Origin of the sequence: Azospirillum sp. 11R-A (assembly GCF_049472615.1) — a bacterium.
Lineage (GTDB): Bacteria > Pseudomonadota > Alphaproteobacteria > Azospirillales > Azospirillaceae > Azospirillum > Azospirillum palustre.
Genome location: NZ_JBCEBL010000034.1, coordinates 1 through 17791, shown reverse-complemented (window position 1 = coordinate 17791; position 17791 = coordinate 1). Strand labels below are relative to the sequence as shown.

Annotated in this window: 18 protein-coding genes; 17 read left to right on the top strand and 1 reads right to left on the bottom strand. The window is 68.3% G+C overall.

Translation table 11 applies throughout. From position 1 onward, the window contains the following. The 15 genes from VH569_RS30490 (at position 1) to VH569_RS30420 (ending at position 15648) form a co-directional block, all read left to right on the top strand. A complete protein-coding gene (locus tag VH569_RS30490; RefSeq protein ID WP_423320470.1) occupies positions 1–333 on the top strand; it encodes a hypothetical protein in 333 nt (110 codons plus the stop codon). A 68-nt stretch (positions 334–401) separates the two neighbouring features. Next, complete coding sequence (locus tag VH569_RS30485; protein ID WP_423320468.1) at positions 402–704, top strand: head-tail joining protein; 303 nt, start codon at positions 402–404, stop codon at positions 702–704. After that, positions 704–1123, top strand: a complete 420-nt coding sequence (locus VH569_RS30480; RefSeq protein ID WP_423320467.1) for a hypothetical protein — start codon at positions 704–706, stop codon at positions 1121–1123. The genes VH569_RS30485 and VH569_RS30480 overlap by 1 nt, the downstream gene beginning before the upstream one ends. Positions 1124–1200: 77 nt before the next feature. Further along, entirely contained in the window at positions 1201–1677 is a 477-nt protein-coding gene (locus tag VH569_RS30475) for a hypothetical protein (protein ID WP_109048421.1), read from the top strand. A 72-nt stretch (positions 1678–1749) separates the two neighbouring features. Next, positions 1750–2130: a hypothetical protein gene (locus tag VH569_RS30470; RefSeq protein WP_423320465.1), complete on the top strand. Its 381-nt coding sequence runs from the start codon at positions 1750–1752 to the stop codon at positions 2128–2130. A 23-nt stretch (positions 2131–2153) separates the two neighbouring features. Then, positions 2154–2381, top strand: coding sequence for a hypothetical protein (locus VH569_RS30465; protein ID WP_423320464.1), 228 nt, complete (start codon positions 2154–2156; stop codon positions 2379–2381). Positions 2382–2411: 30 nt separating this feature from the next. Beyond that, positions 2412–9209 (top strand): tape measure protein, encoded by a 6798-nt coding sequence (locus tag VH569_RS30460; RefSeq protein WP_423320462.1) that lies wholly within the window; start codon positions 2412–2414, stop codon positions 9207–9209. Next, the gene (locus VH569_RS30455; RefSeq protein ID WP_423320460.1) at positions 9209–10783 is read left to right on the top strand and encodes a hypothetical protein; all 1575 of its coding nucleotides are present in this window, start codon (positions 9209–9211) and stop codon (positions 10781–10783) included. The genes VH569_RS30460 and VH569_RS30455 overlap by 1 nt, the downstream gene beginning before the upstream one ends. 3 nt (positions 10784–10786) lie before the next feature. Beyond that, positions 10787–11698, top strand: a complete 912-nt coding sequence (locus tag VH569_RS30450; RefSeq protein ID WP_423320458.1) for a hypothetical protein — start codon at positions 10787–10789, stop codon at positions 11696–11698. Continuing rightward, positions 11695–12843 carry a hypothetical protein gene (locus VH569_RS30445; RefSeq protein ID WP_423320456.1) on the top strand — a complete coding sequence of 383 codons (1149 nt, stop codon included), beginning with the start codon at positions 11695–11697 and terminating at the stop codon, positions 12841–12843. Before VH569_RS30450 ends, VH569_RS30445 begins: the two co-directional genes overlap by 4 nt. A gap of 2 nt (positions 12844–12845) precedes the next feature. Beyond that, positions 12846–13691, top strand: coding sequence for a glycine-rich protein (locus VH569_RS30440; RefSeq protein ID WP_423320454.1), 846 nt, complete (start codon positions 12846–12848; stop codon positions 13689–13691). Positions 13692–13746: 55 nt separating this feature from the next. Continuing rightward, positions 13747–14298 carry a hypothetical protein gene (locus VH569_RS30435; protein WP_423320452.1) on the top strand — a complete coding sequence of 184 codons (552 nt, stop codon included), beginning with the start codon at positions 13747–13749 and terminating at the stop codon, positions 14296–14298. Positions 14299–14300: 2 nt separating this feature from the next. Beyond that, positions 14301–14567: a hypothetical protein gene (locus tag VH569_RS30430; RefSeq protein WP_423320450.1), complete on the top strand. Its 267-nt coding sequence runs from the start codon at positions 14301–14303 to the stop codon at positions 14565–14567. Positions 14568–14641: 74 nt separating this feature from the next. Then, a complete protein-coding gene (locus tag VH569_RS30425; RefSeq protein WP_423320448.1) occupies positions 14642–15403 on the top strand; it encodes a lysozyme in 762 nt (253 codons plus the stop codon). Continuing rightward, positions 15403–15648, top strand: coding sequence for a hypothetical protein (locus VH569_RS30420; RefSeq protein ID WP_423320446.1), 246 nt, complete (start codon positions 15403–15405; stop codon positions 15646–15648). Before VH569_RS30425 ends, VH569_RS30420 begins: the two co-directional genes overlap by 1 nt. 252 nt (positions 15649–15900) lie before the next feature. Here the strand turns inward: VH569_RS30420 and VH569_RS30415 are convergent, their stop codons facing one another. Then, entirely contained in the window at positions 15901–16572 is a 672-nt protein-coding gene (locus VH569_RS30415; protein WP_423320444.1) for a hypothetical protein, read from the bottom strand. Positions 16573–16711: 139 nt separating this feature from the next. Between VH569_RS30415 and VH569_RS30410 the strand changes: the two genes are divergently transcribed. Then, positions 16712–17611, top strand: coding sequence for a TonB family protein (locus tag VH569_RS30410; protein WP_423320443.1), 900 nt, complete (start codon positions 16712–16714; stop codon positions 17609–17611). A gap of 30 nt (positions 17612–17641) precedes the next feature. Further along, positions 17642–17791, top strand: a 150-nt coding sequence (locus VH569_RS30405) for a transposase (protein WP_423320585.1), incomplete at its 3' end; no start/stop codon positions are given.

The window sequence follows — 17791 nt, the reverse complement described above, 5'->3', positions numbered from 1 at the left end:
ATGGCCAAGCTGCGCCTGCTGGCCACCGTGAAAGTGGCCAAGGACACCACGCTGCGGCCCGGTACCGTCATCGAGGCCGGGCAGGACGATGCCCACGCCGTTTCGCTGGTGGCCCGCGGCTTCGCTCGTTGGCTGAAGCCGGGCGAAGAGGCCGGGGTGGAGGCATTGTCGCTGCCGCTCGACCGCATCATCGCGGCGATCGGCCAGCTCGACCCGGCGAATGCCAAGCACTTCAAGGGCGGCAAGCCGGACCTGAAGGCGCTGGGTGCGGTGCTGGGGGCGGACATCACCGCCGACCAGCGTGACCAGGCGTGGGCCGCCCTGCAGGGCTGACCGGCACCATCACCAGCGACGCGACACGGGCGGCCTTCGGGCCGCCCGTCGCGTTTTCGGGGGCTCCAATGTTCTTCGATGACCTCAACGCCGCCTGTGTCGGCGCCTTCGGTGAACCGGCGGTGATCCGCCGTCCCGGCCGGCCCGACATCACCGTCACCGGCATCTTCGACCGCCGGCACTATCAGGTGGACACCGACGACGGGCCGGTCTCCACCCTGATGACCTCGCTGGCGGTGGTCGACGCCGACATCGGCGGGCCGGTGCCCGCCGGCGCCGCCATCGAGGTGCGCGGCCTGTCCTTCACGGTGTCCGAGCCGCGGCAAGACGGGCAGGGCATGACCGTCCTGCTGCTGCGGGAGGCCCGTTGATGCACCCCCGCACCCGGATCCGCACCGCCATCGCCGCGGCGCTTGCCTCCGTCGCTCCGGTCACCGCCAACCGGGACGATCCGCTGCAGCCGGACGCGTTGCCCTGCATCGGCCTGTTCACGCCCGACGAGGCGACGCAGGAAATCACCATGGGCAGCCGGCGCCAGATGCGGCGCATGGACCTCTATGTCGATGGCTACGTCCGCGCCGGCGCCGATCTGGACGACCGGCTCGACGCCATGGCGCTGCGCATCGAGCAGGCGATCGCCGCCGGCGGCAGGTTCGGCGGCGCGCTGGACCGCATCGAGCTGGTGCGCACCGTCACCGACCGCCTGACCAGCGGCGAGCTGAAGGCCGGGGTGACCCGCCTGCAGTTCGTCGTGACCTACCAGACCGGTTTCGGCCAACCCAACGCCTGAGCCCTCCGGAACCTCCGGAGCGTCCCCGCCGCCCGGCTTCGGGCGGCTTTTTCTTTGCCCGAAGGAGGGGCATTCCCATGAGCGGCAACGCTGTTCAGAGCGCCGGCACGCGCCTGTTCCTTTCCACCACCGCCTTGTGCACCACCGAAGCGCAGTACAAGGCGCTCGCCTGGACCGAGGTCGAAGAGATCGAAGACATCGGCGCCTTCGGTGAGACCTTCGAGAAGGTCACCTACAAGACGCTGGGCGACGGCGCCGTCCACAAGAAGAAGGGCACCGTCGACTACGGTTCGGGCACGCTGAAGCTGGCCCGCGTTCCGACCGGCGCCGGCCAGACGGCGATCCGCGCCGCGGCCAAGAACCGCAAGGCGGCCTACAACATCAAGATCGAGTTCGACGACGCCCCGGACGGCGGCACGCCAACGACGATCTACCTGCGCGCCTACGTCATGTCCTACACCACCGAAATCGGCGGCAACGACAAGGTGATCGAGGCCAGCGTCGGCCTCGAAATCGATGCCGAGCCGATCGAGGTGGCGGCCGACGCGCCGTAAGCGCCGGTGCCCTGACGCCGGCAGCCCGCCCTGGCTGCCGGCCCCTTTCCCTGTCCCAAGCGAGATCCTGCCATGACCGTCCCCAGCACGGCGCCGCGCTTCGCGCACGGCGTGATGACCGTCAGCCTCGACGGTGAAGACGTCGAGCTGTTCGCCAACGTCCGGGCCAGCCGCACCATCTGCCGCCTGTATGGCGGCTTGCAGCAGGCCTTCACCAACACCAACGCCTTCGACTTCGACACGCTGGTGAATGTCGTCAACGCCGCGGCGGGCCGCGTCGGCAAGCAGGCCGAGGCCACCGCCGAGGCGATCTTCGCCGAGGGTGTCGTCGTCGTCGCGCCGCAGGTGCTGCTGTTCCTCAACTTCCTCGCTGGCGGCGGCAAGGCGCCCAAGACGGATACCGCCAAGGCCGAGTCGGACAGCGAGGCCGCCGCGCCGGGGGAAGCCGGCTGACCTTCCCGGAGTACGTGGACCGGATGTTCCAGTACGCCACGGGCTGGCTGGGATGGTCGCGCAGCGAGGCGCTGGACGCCCCGTTCCCCGACATCCAGCTGGCCCTGGACGGGAAGGTCGATTTCCTCGCCGCCACCACACCGGGGGCCAAGCGCCAGACGCGCAAGCCCAAGGACACGGCGGAGCTGAAGGAGCGGGCGCGGGCCGTGTTCGGCCTGAAGCGCCCGGAACAGGGCAGGGGCGCCGGGTGACCGGCGCCCTTTTCGTTTCCGGAGACCGGCATGGCTGATTTCCCCGGCATGATGGTGCCGGTCGGTGCGGACGACAGCGGCCTGCGGCGGGTGCTGTCGCAGGCGGAAGCCCGCGTCGACCAGTTCGCCGGCCGCGTCGACGGCTCCGTGCGCCGGGCTGCCGGCAGCTTCGACGCGCTGGGCAGCGCCGCCGGCCGTGTCGCCGGCGTGGTCGCCGGCATCGGGCTGGCGCAGGGGGCGGGCGAGGCGATCAAGGCGGCCGACGCCTGGAGTCTTTCCACCTCGAAGATTGCGCTTTATGCCGGCGCCGGCGAGAAGGCGGTGGCCGTCCAGGAGCAGCTGTTCCAGGCCGCCCAGCGTGCCCGCTCGGCCATGGAGCCCACGGTCGGGCTCTACACCTCGCTGGCCGATGCCGCCCTCACCATGGGCAAGTCCCAGGGTCAGGTGATCCGGCTGACCGAGACCATCTCCAAGACCTTCAAGATCTCGGGCACCGAGGCCGGCACCGCCGCCGGCGCGCTGGTGCAGCTGTCGCAGGCGATGGCCAGCGGCGTGCTGCGCGGCGACGAGTTCAATTCGGTGATGGAAGCCTCGCCGCGCTTGGCCAAGGCCCTGGCCGAGGGGCTGGGCGTGCCGCGGGGCGCCCTGAAGTCGCTGGCCGAGCAGGGAGCGCTGACCGCCGACAAGGTGGTGAACGCGCTGCTGAAGCAGAGCACCGCCATCGACACCGAGTTCGGCCACATGGCGACCACGGTGTCGGACAGCCTGACCGTGCTGGCCAACACCGCCCAGCGCCAGATCGGCCGGATGAACCAGGCGGTGGGGCTGACCGCCGGCATTTCGTCCGGCATCCTGGTGCTGGCCGACAATCTCGACGCGGTGACCAAGGCTGCCGGCGCCGCCGCCCTGGCGCTGGGCGCCATCGCCGCGGCGCGGACGATGCCGACCGGCATCGCCGCGGTCACCCAGGCGATCGACGACCAGCGCGTCGCCCTCTACGCCAAGGCGGTGGCCACGGCCGAGGCCGCCACTGCGGAAAAGCTGGCGGCGGCGCAGGACCTGATCCGGGCGCAGACGGCGCGGGCCGCCACCGTTGCCACGGTGCAGGCGGCTGAGGCGGAGTTCGCGGCGAAGGCCGCCGCCGCTAGCAGTGCCGCAACCACGCTGGCATCGGCAGAGTCGGCGCTGACGTCGGCCCGGGCCAAAACGGCGCTCACCACCAACGTCTATGTGCTGGCCAAGGCGCTTGCGACCGAGCGCGACGCCGAGGCCACCGTGGTGATGGCGCGCGAGGCCTCGATTGCCGCCGACGCCGAAAAGATGGCTTCGCTCGCCCGGCTGCGCGCCGCCCAGCTCGCCACCGCGGCGGCCGGCGAGGCCGTCGTCGTGGCCGACGCCCACCTCACCACCATGGCGGTGAGCGCCAACGCCGCGAGCGTCGCCCTGGCGCAACGGGCCTCGCTGCTGACCGCGGCCTGGAACGGGGTGAAGGCCGCCGGCGCCGGCATGCTCGGGGTGGTCGGCGGGCCGTGGGGGGCGGCACTGCTGGCCGGTGCCGCGGCGGTGGCGGTCTTCGCCACCCGCACCACGGCGGCCGAAGCGGCGGCCGACAGCTTCGAGCACGCGCAGCGCGCCGCCCAGGACGCTGTGAAGGACTCGGCCGCGGACGTCGAGCAGCTGGCCACCCAGTACGGGCGCCTGTCCGACAGCATGCGGGCGGTGACCCGGATCAAGCTGGACGAGGCCCTGGCCGAACAGGCCAAGGCGATCGTCGCCCAGCGCAGCGCCGCGTCGGCCGCGGTCTACCGCCCGGATTCGGTGGCGCGGCCGGTGGCGGGCGACTGGAACGTCTCCACCGACAGCGCCAGCGCGGCCCGCGTCTACGAGCAGATGGGGCTGGCGGCCGATCAGGTGGACCGGCTGCGCGTCGCGTTCCAGGCCTTCCGTTCGGCCGCGGCCGACGATCCGGAAGCGATCGCCAACCTGGTGCGCGTGCTGGACGAGGTCGGCCGCAACGCCGGCGCCGCCGGCAAGCCGCTGCTGGAGCTGGCGCAGCATCTGGCCGATCCGGCCACCAAGGCGGAAGCGGCGGCCAAGACCTCCAAGGAACTGGCCGCCCGGCTGGCGCTGCTGGCCAATCCGGCCGACGAGGCGGCCAAGGCGGTGCTCGCCGCCGGCCAGACCGCCGACACCGCCGCCTCGCGCTTCGCCGGGCTGGGCTCGGCCGTGGGCGGCGTGGCCTCCAAGCTGGCCGAGCTGGGGGCCAAGAGCTGGACCCTGTCGCTGCCGGAAGGGCTGGAGCGCCGCGTCGGGGAGATGGTCGGGCCGCCGCCCGAGCAGAAAACCCCCGTCGTCACCGGCCTGCAGGACCGCGGCCGGTCCTCCGACGACACCGCCTATCAGACCTGGGATGCCCAGCGCGACGTCGTGCGCGGCCGGCTGAAGAGCCAGATCGTTCCGGCGGAGTCGGCGGAAGCGGTGCGGCTGCTGAAGCTGGAGGCCGACGCCACCGAAAAGCTGGCCCGGGCGCGGGCATCGGGCAATCCGGCGACGATCAAGGCGGCCGAGGTCGAGGTGGAGGTGGCCAAGCGGCTGCGCGAGGGCCTCGACCCGGCGCAGGAGGGCAGCACCCGCACCCAGCTGCTGCGCAAGGCGCGGGCCGAGCTGGCCGGCGAGGTCGGGGCGCAGGTCACCCAGCTCACTATGGACGTCGCCGCCCAGCAGCGGCTGGCGGCGGCCGCCGGCAAGGGCGAGGCCGCCCAGCGCGCGGCGGCTGCCGCCAACCGCGTGGCGGCGGCCGGGCTGAAGGGCTACGGCGATGCCGCCGCGGCGGCCGAGGCGCGGGTGGAGGCGCTGACAGTCCAGCAGCTGCGCAAGGATGCCGACCAGCCGATCCAGGACCGCATCCGCTCGGCCCGGACGCTGATGGACACCTACGAACAGGGTCCGAAGGCGGTCAAGGCGGCCGAAGTGGCCGAGCAGGCCCACACGCTGGCGCTGAAGGAAGGGGAGGAGGGGACTCAAAAATACAACGAGGCGAAGGCGCATTACATCGAGCTGCTGACCCAGGCGCAGCAGCTGGAGTCGGCCGCGGCGGCCGGGCCGCTGTTGCAGCAGCAGCGCGACCAGCTGGAGCTGGGACGCCAGCAGCTGGAGCTGATCGGCGCGTCGGCCGAGATGCGCGCTGTCGAGCTGGCGCGCACCCAGGCGCTGATCGACCTGCGCGAGCACAACATCGACGCCGCCAGCCGGGAGGGGCAGGCCTATCTGGCCAACGCCGAAGCGCTCGCCCGGCAGAACCTGGCGCTGGAGCGGACCAACGCCGCCTACCAGGAGCTGGAGCAGGTCGGCGACCGCAGCTTCGACGCCATCCTGCAGAAGCTGTCCGCCGCCGGCAAGTCGACGATGTCGTGGGCCGACGCCATCGGCACCGTCAGCGTGGAGTTGCAGCAGCTCGCGCTGAAGATGGCGGTCATCAACCCGCTGAAGAACTGGGTGATGGGCAGCAACCTGCCCACCGTCTTCGACCTGTTCGGCGGCAGCAGCGGGCAAACGGGACAGACAGGGCAGGGCGGTGGCATCGGCGGCAGCCTGACCAACACCGCCTTGAGCAAAGGCGCCGGCTGGGCGATGGACAAGCTCGGCATCGGTGGGTCCGGCGGCATCGGCGGCCTGATCGACAGCTTTGGCTACAGCGCCCTCGGCATCGGGACGGTCGGCGGATGGGCCGCCGCCGCTCCTGCCAGCGTCACGGCGGCAACTGCGGCTCCCATCACCGGGGCAGCGAGTGCCAATGCGGCGACTGGCGTAGCGGCAGCCGGCAACACAGCAGCGGCCAACACCCTTTATACCGGCTCCGCAAGCGGCGTATCCGGGGCTGGCATCACCGGCGGCCTGTCTGCCTATCTGGGGGCTGCCGGCGCCGGTGCCTTCGATGGCGCCATCGGCGGCATGCTGGGCACGGCCACCAACTCCAAAGCTGTGGGCGGTCTGTCGGGTGCGGCATTGGGTGCCGGTGCATCGGCGCTCGCCGCCTACATGGGCTTGGGCGCCATCGGCGGGCCGATCGGGCTGGCGATCGGTGCCGTGGTCGGCGGCATCATGGGCATGCTGGGCACGCAGAAGGCGACCGTCGGCCCCAACAGCTCGGGCAACATCGTCCTGAACGGCAAGGGCGGGTTCCGCACCGACACTGCCCTGGCGGACAACGGTGCCGACGCCGGCCAGATGCAGCAGGTGACCGACGCCGTCGCGGCGTCGATGAACGCCATCGTGTCGGGGATCGGCGGCAAGCTGACCGGTGGCGACGGCGCCAACACGGCGCTCATTCAGCAGTTCGCCAAGGACGGCAAGTGGTACGTCACCCCGACCGTGGGGGAGAAGGCGGGGCAGAAGACCGCGTTCACCGACCAGAACGAGGCCATCGCCTTCTATATGCGGGAGTCGTTGAAGGGCCTGATCGGCACCGGCCAGCTGACCGGCGTCAACGACGACGTCAGGAAGGCGCTCACCACCTCCAAGGCGACCAAGGCCGAGGATCTGGCCAACGACCTGGGCTTCGCCGCCGGCTTCCGCCAGCAGCTCGACGTGATGAACGCCAGCCTGGATCCGACGAACAACCTGCTGAAGACCTTCACCGAGAATGCCAAGGCGATCGGCGACCAGGTCAAGACCAACATCACCGATTGGCGGAGCAAGGCCAGCGAGCTGGGACTGGCGACCGAAACCGAGCTGACCGCCGCCGCCCGCAAGGGCATCGAGGCGATGATGGGTCTCGGCCCGGCGACAAAGCCGCTGGTGGGCATGGCCGCGGCGACCAAACAGGCCGAGATCGAGTTCGAACAGTTCCGCCCGGCCCTGCTGTCGCTGGGCTACACCACCGGCGAGGTGGCCGAGCTGGCGGCGCGCTACACCAAGAAGCTGCAGGACAGCTACGCCGACGCGGTGGCCTATGTTCAGCGGCAGGGCGCGGTCGCCATCGAGGCGCTGATCGACCCGAACGCCAAATCCAGCGCGCTGGACCGGCTGCAGGGGCTGGGCCTCGACCGCACGAATGCAGCGGTTGCCGGACTGGCCGGTGTCATCGAGGGCGTGGAGCAAGCGGCATCCGGCGGCACGCTGACCATCGAGGCCGAGCGGGCAGCCCTGGGCCGGCTGAACAGTGCGCTCTACGACGGCACCATCGGTGGCGACCAGTACACCGCCATGGTGGGGTATCTGACCCAGGCGTGGCAGGACAGCGCCGACGCTGCCCAGACGGCAGCGGAAAAGGCCAAGGCGCTTTCCGCTTACCAGACCGACATCGCCAGCCGGATGGTTGCGGCGCTCGGCAACAGCCGCGGCGCCGGGCTGATCGCGCTGGACGCCCAGCAGGCGGCAGCCCTGGCCGACGCCAAGGCGGCCGGCTACGACACCGCCCAGCTGCGCCTGGTGCAGGCGGCCGAGCGGGGTGCCCAAGCCTTCACCCTGGCACAGCAGGACCTGCTGGACGCCTACGACCGCGAGATCGCGGCCAAGCAGGAGGTGGTCGACTCCATCCAGTCCGGCGCCATCGCCCTGCTGCAGGCTGCCCAGCAGTTCAAGGATGCCCGCGCCGCGCTGCGGGAGGGCGACGACTCGCCGCTGGCACCGCGCCAGAAGATCCAGGAGGCAACCGACCGCTTCGACGCCGCTTATGCGGTGCTGAAGGACAGCAGCTCCACCGATGCGGAGAAGGACACCGCCCGGCAGACCCTGCTGCAGGTTGGTCCCACCCTGGTGGCGCTGGAGAAGGCGGCTAGCGGCGGCACCGCGTCGGTGCTGTTCGACAAGGTGGACAAGGTCTTTGCCGAACTGGGCGACACCGGCGGGCTGAGCCTCGACACCGCCACCCAGGACCTACAGGTGGCGCAGGACCAGTTGAAGGAACTGCAGAAGGCCCGGGCCGAGGCCGCAGCGATCGGGCAGCGCCAGCTGGGCAGCCTGTCCAGCCTGCGCGACGTCATGGACCAATCTTACGCCGTCTGGCAGGCGGCGCTGACGCCGTTGATGACGCTGACCGGCACCACCGACAACCGGCCGCATTACAGCGCGCCGGCGGCGGTGCAGTCGGCCTGGGACGGACTGTCGGGCGAGCAGAGGCACGGCATCGCCCGGGCCATGGGCTGGGGCGGGGACATCGACGAGGCCTTCAATCTGTGGCTGGCCACCTCGACCCAGCGCGCCACCACCTTCGGCGCCGATGTCACCGCCATCGCCGGCGGGGCGCGCTATGGCGCACCGGACGACGTCGGCCGCGCCTGGGACGCGCTGACCCAGGCGCAGCAGCTCGCTGCGGTGCGCGGTGCCGGCTACGACGGCGGACTCGACAGCGGGCTGAACGCCTGGGTGAAGCTGGGGCACCAGTCCGCCTTCGAGGCGGCGGTGCGGGCGCAGGCCCACGGTGCCGGCATCCCGGGCTTTGCCACCGGCACCCTGGCCACGCCGCCGGGTGCCGTGTGGGTGGGGGAACGCGGGCCGGAGCTGCTGTGGCAGGGCGGCGGAGCGGCGGTGGCATCCAGCGCCGACAGCCTGCGGATTGCGTCGGCCTTCGACGCCGCGGTGAACGGTCTTGCTCCGCCGGCGGCGATGGTCTCTTTCCGCCGCCCCGACCTCGATGCCGGCGGCGCCGGCGTGGCCGAGCTGCTGGAGGCGGTGGAGGGCCTGCGCGACGAGGTCCGCGCGCTCGGCCGCGACGCCCTGACCCAGCGCGCCCGCATCGGCGCCGATGCCGCCGCCCTGCTGGCCCGCGTCGAGGCGGCCACCGGCGACCTGCCCCGAAAACTCGCCAACACCCGGAGGGCCGCCTGATGAAGGTGCGTCTCGTCGACCTCACCCTGTTCCACCGCCCCAGCGGCCACCGCCACCGGCTGCCGCTGGCCACCTTCCCCGGCTACCAGTCCGGCCCGGCCGACGATCCGCCCAACGTCACCTGGCTGCCGCTGGTGACCGCCGGCGCCGACGCGTCGGTGTCGGTCGGCAGCCTGGGGGCCGCGGACGGGCAGGCCGAGCTGCGGATCGGCGATCTGGTGCTGCGCAACGAGACCTCGCGCAACCCGGGACAGCGCTTCGCCACCGTGCAGGACCTCGACACCGGCGCCTGGCTGCGCCTCGCCCTCGATGACCGGCCGCTCAACCTGCTGCTGACCGGCGACTATATCATCCAGTCGGTGACCGAGCGGGAGATCGAGGACGGGGCACCGCTGGCCGAGGCGGTGACCATCTGGACCGCCCGGGTTGGCCAGCCCAAGCCCAAGCGCACCGAGATCGCCCTGCCGATCTACGACTCCCGCCTCGACTACGACACGCCGATCCAGACCGAGCGCTACAAGGGCACCGGCGGCTATGAAGGGCCGGCCGAGCTGAAGGACACGCTGAAGGAGCTGCCGCTGGGGCACTGCCCGATGGCGCGGCCGACCTATCTCGGCATCGTCGACGGGTACCACCGCTGGTCTGTCGGCGGCGGCAAGCCGGTGCAGGACGTGCCGCGGGGCTGGTCTTCCGGTGTCGGGGTGGCCAAGCAGAGCGGCACGGTGCCGGCGGACAATGCCCACTTCACGGTCGACCTTGCCAGCGGGATCGTCACCACCACGGTGAGGTATGCCGACTTCCGGGTCGAGGTGCTGGGCAGGAAATTCGCTGGCGTCTACCGCCGCACCATCGGCGAGCTGATCGCCGCTCTGGCCACCGGTGCCGGGCTGGCCGGCACGGTGGACAGCGCCGGCATCGACGCGGTGCCGCGCACGGTGGGGCTCTTCCTCGCCGCCGGCGACGGCACCACCCACGCTGCCGCCTATGCCAAGTTCGTCGGCAGCGTGCCGCGCGGCGGTTGGTATGTCGGCACCGCCGGCCAGCTGGTGGTGACGCGGGTTCCCCGTCCCACCGCCGCGGCGTCCCTGCGCACCTACAGCAGCGCTGCCGGCACAACCACGGGCCTGCAGTATGTCGAGGGTCAGCACAACCCACCGGCCAAACAGGTGGTGCTGCGCTGCGCCCACAACCCCAGCCCGTCCAGCAGCGCCGCCACCGATGCCACCGCGGCCGACGCCACCCGCTGGACCCAGGAGTGGGTCGAGGTGCCGTCGGCCACCGACACGGCGATCGCCGCGGCGTGGGGCAGCTCGGCCAAGGTGGCCACCGTCGAGACCGCTCTGACCTTCAGCGCCGATGCCGCGGCCGAGCTGCCGGCCTGGGTGGCCGAGCTGTCGGCACCGCCGACGCTGTACGAGCTGCCGGCGCTGGACGGGGCGCCCGGCGTCTGGATCGGCCACACCGTGACGGTGGAGGACGACATCGCCGGCTTTGCCGAGGGGGCGCCGGTGGTGGTCTACGGCCGGACCATCGCCGACCGCAGCGGCGGCGCCACCCTTTACGTGGCGCGGTGAGCCATGGCCACCGGACTTCTGGCTCACATCAACGAGCTGTCGGAACAGGACTGCGCCATCACCGGTGCCGCGGCCGACTGGGCGACCACGGCGCCGCTCGACGCGCTGAAGACGCTGCCGCTGGTGGACGCCGCGGTGTCCACCCGGATCGGCAGCCGCAACGAGCCGGTGGTGCTGGAATGGGAGTGGGACCGGCCGGTCGACCTGACCTATGCCGGGCTCTACCGCACCAACCTGTGGAAGACCGGGCGCATCCGGCTGGAGGCCTTCAAGACCAGCGCGCGGACCGCGCTGGCCTTCACCACCCAGCATGCCAGCGGCATCGACCGCCTGGTGCTGCCCGGGCTCTACGATCCGAAGACCCTGCGCTTCGGCGGTGAAAACACCGTGCTGGGCCAGCTGGGCGCGCGGGAGTTCCTGCGTTACCCGACCAACATCCATGTGACGATGCCGCTGTGCAGCGCGCAGGTGCTGCGCTGGACAGTTTACGGCCCGGCCTACCGGGTGACCGGCAGCCGCTACAGCACCACCGAGCAGGCCTATCGCATCGGCTTCGGCTGGGCCGGCGACAGCCTGGCATTCGACCGCCATGTCGGTGCGTCGGCGGAAGGCTACCGCCGCGGCGGCACGGTGACGGAGCTGGCCGGCGGCGGTGTGGCGGTGGAGCCCGGGCGCGGCCGGCGGACCGCCACGCTCGACCGCACCGTCAACGAGGCCGGCGACCGCGACCGCCTGTTCGACCTGGTCAACTTCCTCGACGCCGACCGGCCGGCGGTGTGGCTGCCGGACACCGACAGCGCCTTCGACTGCTACCGCTACGGCGGCCTTTTCCAGGTCATCGAGGACTTCAGCCAGAAGTACCTGAACGACCTGCACAGCGCCGCCACGATTTCCCTTGGTGAGGTGACGACATGACGACGCTGGCCACCATGCTGGCGGCAGCCCAACGGCTGCTGACCTACTACAACGGCGACGAAAAGACGGCTCAGAACCCGGGTGGCCTCACCGGTGTCGGTGGCATGGCCGATAACTGGGATCCCTGCATCCAGGACATCGGCACGGTGGGCACCGGGGTGGGCGATGCCCTGAGCGCTGCCTCCACCAGCGAGGGGAACGCCGCCGCGTCGGCAATTGCCGCCGCCGGCAGCGCCACGGCGGCCAATGCCTCCAAGGTTGCGGCGGCCACCAGCGCGGGCAACGCCGTGGGCTCGGCCACCGCTGCGGCCAGCAGCGCCTCGGCCGCATCCGGCAGCGCCACCGCGGCCAACGCTTCCAAGCTGGCGGCTGCCACCAGCGAGGGCAACGCCGCGACCTCTGCGATGACGGCGACGCAGCAGGCGGGAATCGCCACGACCAAGGCAGGGGAGGCTGCCGGATCCGCGACGGCTGCAGCCGGATCCGCATCGACCGCGACGACGAAGGCCGGCGAGGCTGCGGCCAGTGCGTCGGCAGCGGCCACCAGTGCCGGCAATGCGGCCAACAGCGCATCGGCTGCTGCTGCTTCTGCCGCTGCGGCGCAGACCTTCGATCCGGCGACCTATCTTGCGAAGATCGGCGGCATGCTGGCCGGCTGGCTGCAGACCTTCGCCGGAGTGGATGCCGGCAATCTGGGCCTGCGGATCGGGGAGGCAACGAGCGGCTTCTACCGCTCGGCCGCGGGAGTGCTGGGCTTCGTGGTGTCCGGCGTCGAGGTGTTCCGCACGGCGGCCAACGGTGTGCTGCACTTCTACAAAGGCATGACCGTGTCGGTGGTCACCCTGACCAATGTGGGCGGCGTGTTCACTCCGGACTGCACAGCCGGGGTGGAGTTCGATTGCGGGACCATCGGCGCCGCGGCTGTCATCGGCAACCCGACCGGTGTGCCGGGGGCAGGCAAGGCGCAGCAAATCTCCATCAAGTGGACGCAGGACAACACGGGCGGCCGGGTGATGTCCTTCGGCGGCAACTGCATCAACGTAGGCGGAACAAGTGCAAACACGGGTGCGGGTAAAACGAATTTCGCGGTTGGCAAAGTCTACAGCGACGGGAAATTCTACTACAGCATCGTCAAAGGGGCCTGAACATGTTCGGCTTCGACCCCCTGATGATGGGCGCCGGACCTAGTGTCCCCGGACCTCCAACGCAATACAGCACAACTTCGGCGACTTTATCGTCCTTTACGGTGCCGGCTGACGGCGAGGTTGAGTTCTATCTGTGGGGCGCGGCTGGTGGCGGCTCGGGATGGGGTACAACGCCCGGCGGGCCTGGGGGCTACGCCTATGGGAAATTCAAGGTTCAGGCAGGGCAGGTAATCAAGTATGGCGCCGGCCAAGGAGGAACGGGCGGCGGGAACGGCAACGGGCCGTCGCTTGGTGGAACCGGTGCAGGCGGTTTCGGCAACGGTGGTGTCAGTGGCACCGGAACCGATGGCTATAACCATGGCGGCGGTGGCGGGGGTGCCACGGTCGGGCTTATCGACAACGCATTCAAAACCATCGCAGGCGCCGGCGGCGGCACTGGTGGCGAGCCTGGCTATCGCGGCGGAAGCGGCGGCGGCTTGTCCGGCGGAAACGGCACGGGCTCGTCGACGGGTGGAACACAAACCGAACCGGGCGGGAACGCCAGCGGCATGAACGGCGGCGCGGGTGGTAACACCCGCGAGGCCGGCGGCGGCGGCGGCGGCGGGTACCATGGTGGTGGCGGTGGTAACGGGAGCTGGACCGGGAGTGGTGGCACCGGTTCCGGTGGTGGCTCTGGGTATATTGCGGCTGACTGTCTCGCGAGCGATTTGCAGACTGCGGCACTTCAGGCAACCCAGCCGCCGAATACAGCGAGCCCGTATTACGGCGGAAGTGCGGGAGTTCCCAGTTACGCCAACTCCGTTTCAAACCCCGGTTTGGCTGTCATCGTTTATCGGCCCTACATCTAGCGGCGCTGAATTCTGCATGCGCCAGGTAATCCAACACAACTACTGAGGTGGCGTCATGATCGTTTTCCCTGTGGCTCTGGTGCGGGGTGATGGCTCGTTTTCGATAATCGAAGAGTCTGCCCCTTTCGTCGGTCCTGGTGACGTTCAACACCCGGCCGAGGCGTGGCGGCTCTGGTCGGCCGAGGATTGGGCGGCAATGTGCCCCGGCTGGCGCTTGCTGCCGGTCCTGGACGATCCGCCGGCGGAGGCCGGCCGGCGGGCCGAGCGCCTGCCGGTGGACGAGTGGTCGATTAGCGCAGAAGCTGTAGAGGTCACCTATCGGTTGGTGGACCTGACACCGGCCGAGATCGAGGCAGCCAAGCCGCCGGTGCCGGTCACCGTCACCAACTTCCAGGCGCGGGCTGCGCTGCTGGCCGCCGGACTGTTCGACCAGGTCAACGACGCCCTGCTGGCGCTGCCGGCCAACTCCACCGCCCGGCAGGCATGGGAATACGCCAACGAGTTGACGCGTAACGGCACGCTGGTCAACAGCATGGCCGAAACGTTGGGCCTGACCTCTGCCCAGCTTAATGACCTGTTCCGCCAAGCCGTCACGATCGAGGCCTGACCATGCTGGGCGAACTGGCATCCCTGCTGTCCTGCCTGCTGAATGTGCTGGCCGGCGGGCAGCGCGAGATCACCTTCAGCGCCGCCTCCTATGAACTGGCCACCTTCGGCGCCACGCCGCGCGCCCGCTGGTGGGGTGCCCACCGCGTGGCGTTCATCAACTGGCTCAACCGGCACGTCACCGGCGAGGCCGACCACTGCCACAAGGCTTGGGAGGCGCACCTCGCCTTCTGGCGCGAGCGAATGACGCTGGGCGTACCGCCGGCCTGATCTGCCGCGACAACACTCCAAGCCTGATCGACCCGGCGCCCGCGAGCGGCCTTTTTCATGCCCGGAGGACTCCCATGCGTGCCATCCCCCAAGCCGCCGTCGACCTGGTGAAAGAGGCCGAAGGACTGCGCCTCACCGCCTATCCGGATCCCGCCACCGGCGGAGCGCCCTGGACGATCGGCTACGGTCACACCGGCCCGGACGTTCGGTCGGGCCTGCGCATAACCGAAGCGCAGGCCGAGCAGTTGCTGCAGGCCGACCTGGATACCGCCGCGGCGGTAGTCGACGGCGCCGTCACCGTCGAGCTGACCGACAACCAGCGCGGCGCGCTGGTGGCCTTCGTCATGAATATCGGCGCCGGCCGAAAGGCCAAAGGCAAGGATGCCGGCAAGGACGGGTTCGTCACCCTGAAGAATGGCCAGCCCTCCACCCTGCTGCGGAAGCTGAACGCCGGTGACGCCGCCGACGCCGCGGCCGAATTCGCCAAATGGACCCGCGGCGCCGGCAAGGTCATGCCCGGCCTGGTCAAGCGCCGGGCGGCCGAGGCGGCGCTGTTCCTGTCGGACGAGGTCCACCCCGTCAGCCGGATTGCTGAGCTGGCGCCGGCCATGAAACCGATGGCCAAGTCGGTCAGTGCCGTCAGCGGTGGCGGAGCGCTCGGCCTCGCCGGCGTGGCCGTTCTGCTCGACCAGGCGCGCGACGTCTCGACCGCCATCAAGGAACTGCTGGCAGCGCTGCCTTCGGGCGCGTTGGGCTGGGCGGTGGCCGCTCTGCTGGGCTTGGCGGTGGCGGTGATGCTCTTCCGGCGCTGGGACGACCAGCGCAAGGCGGCCTGATGCTGGCCTTCCTCACCACCGGCTGGAGCCGGGTGGCTGCCGGCCTGATCCTCGCCAGCGTGATGCTGGCGGGGATCGCCACCTTCGGCGCGCTTCAGCGTCGGGCAGGGCGGCAGGATGCCGCCCTCCAGTCGACCACACAGACACTCCGGAACGCAGAGGTGCGCCATGGGATTGAGGACGATCTGCGCCGGCATCCTGCTGGCACTGCTGAGCGGCTGCGCGACCAGTGGAGCCGGGACTGAGGGAGGCTGTGCCGCCTTCCGCCCGATCTACGCCAGCCGGGCAGACGTGTTCACGGATGGCACGGCAGAGCAGCTGCTGGCGCACAATCTGACCGGTGCCCGGCTATGCGGGTGGAAGCCTGCAGGCTGACAGGGGTGACCACAGTGATCATAGGCGAACACTCTGGTCACCTGTGTCTTGAGCCAACGTTCGATGTGTGCTCAGCACAAAACATATGCGGGAAAATCGCCATAATTTCTTTTCAGAAAAATTCAATTCACGATAAATCCAGACAATATCTTATATTTGATGTTTGTATTTGTTGCCTCTATTACCTCAATCCGGGCGCCCTTCATACCAATAACTCTGCTTTCGGATAGATCAAAAATTAAGTTCTGTGTAAACGATGGCCGAGACCACTCATTCTTGAATTCACGATAAGTTATGTAAACTTCATTTCCGCGTTTTCCTGTATAAATCAGATTCATCTGGAAATTATTAAGATAAATGTGAGATACCATCTTTATTTCATAAGTGCCTTTTGGCATATTCCATTTTTTTTCTAAATCGTGTACATTCTCACACCAATTTCCCGTGAATTCTCTATCGCCATCTGTTGATACATACACCATTCTCCCGCAATACCATTTTTTTCCATCAGTATTCATTTTTGCAATCATTTCACCTTCATATGTCAGGTATCCATTGTGAAGCGGCCTGTTGGTTTTCATGTCCTTACTGGGAATTAAAGCTTCGTAAATATGCTTTTGTCCTTGTTCAATCAGTGGAACTCCAATATCTCTGGTTTGTAATGATCCAATTTCAGGAACAGTCACCTTGGTAATTTCTGGGGGGATTGGCCGCAGGACCGGGCCGCAAGCAGATAGCATCATTATCATGCTGATTAGTGCGAGTTTAGAAAACGTTGGCACGGACCAGCCCATCTCATTCCCCTTTGGCATGTAGACCCCGTGCGGGAATGAACCCGTAGCGCGCGAAACTATTCCCCAAGTTTCTTCCTCTGGGGCTACTGCGACGCTCGATGCGCCCTGTCGATAATTTCAGCTCAATCCGATCGTGCAGGTGATCGACCTGACGGATCGGGTTTCTCATCAGATCCAGAAGAAAGAAACAGGTGGAATAGTTTCGCGCTCAACGGGTTCATCCCTGCGTAGGGGCTGCCTTCAGGGCATTGCCAGGAAAAAGGGGCATTCGCTAATGTCTGACCTGGAGCCGCACCGAAACGGGCGAATTAGAACATCCGATGGATCGGACTCCACCGTTCGATGGGGGTTACTGTTTTCCATTGCCATCCACGCCGTGGTCGTCGCGCCGCTCATCTGGTACTGCACGCCACCTGTTTATCGTCCGCCCGCGTCTCAGATGGATGTTCCCTTCATCGAGATGGTAGAGATGGCGCAGTTGTTACCAGAAACGTCGTCTGGCGCATCGGCAATTTCGACAAGTAAAACAGCCGCGGAAACCGGTTCACTGCCAGCGGGTGAAGTGTCCGCCGATATGTCTTCACCTGAGCCGATCCTGAACGCAGTCAGAAAGCCTGACCCGCAGCCTACAGTCGATGCGCCACCGTCGAAACCGCCACGCCAGCCGCCGGTTAAGCCGGTCCCGGCCAAGGCGGCGCGGGTCAAGCCTATGCAGGCCAGAAATAATTCAGTGGAGCAGGCGATGGATGTTCCGTTGCCACTCGGTATGACGGGAGCGGCGGCCCGCACCGTAGCATCGTCATTTCCACCGTCACAATCTGCCAAGGAAGATCCAAATCAAGTGGCAATCGAATACGGAAGAGTTGTACGATCCCATCTCGACAAAAACATAATTTATCCCCAACAGGATCGATCAATACTAATGTCTGCTAAGGCCGTAGTGCATTTCTTTATTTTGGCGGATGGCAGAGTAACGGACGTTAAGATTGTCCAGAGTTCCGGTAGCGATATCATTGATCGGGTGGCTAAGAGCACCTAACAAAACGGCATTTGGGCGGTTGAGAGGGGTATGGCTTCCCCTCTTGTATCCGACGCCCTTTGGGCGCTGATTGAACCGTTGCTCCCACCGGAGGCGCCCAAGCCGAAGGGCGGGCGGCCTCGGCTGGACAACCGCGCTGCGCTAACCGGTATCCTGTTCGTGTTGCGTTCGGGCATTCCC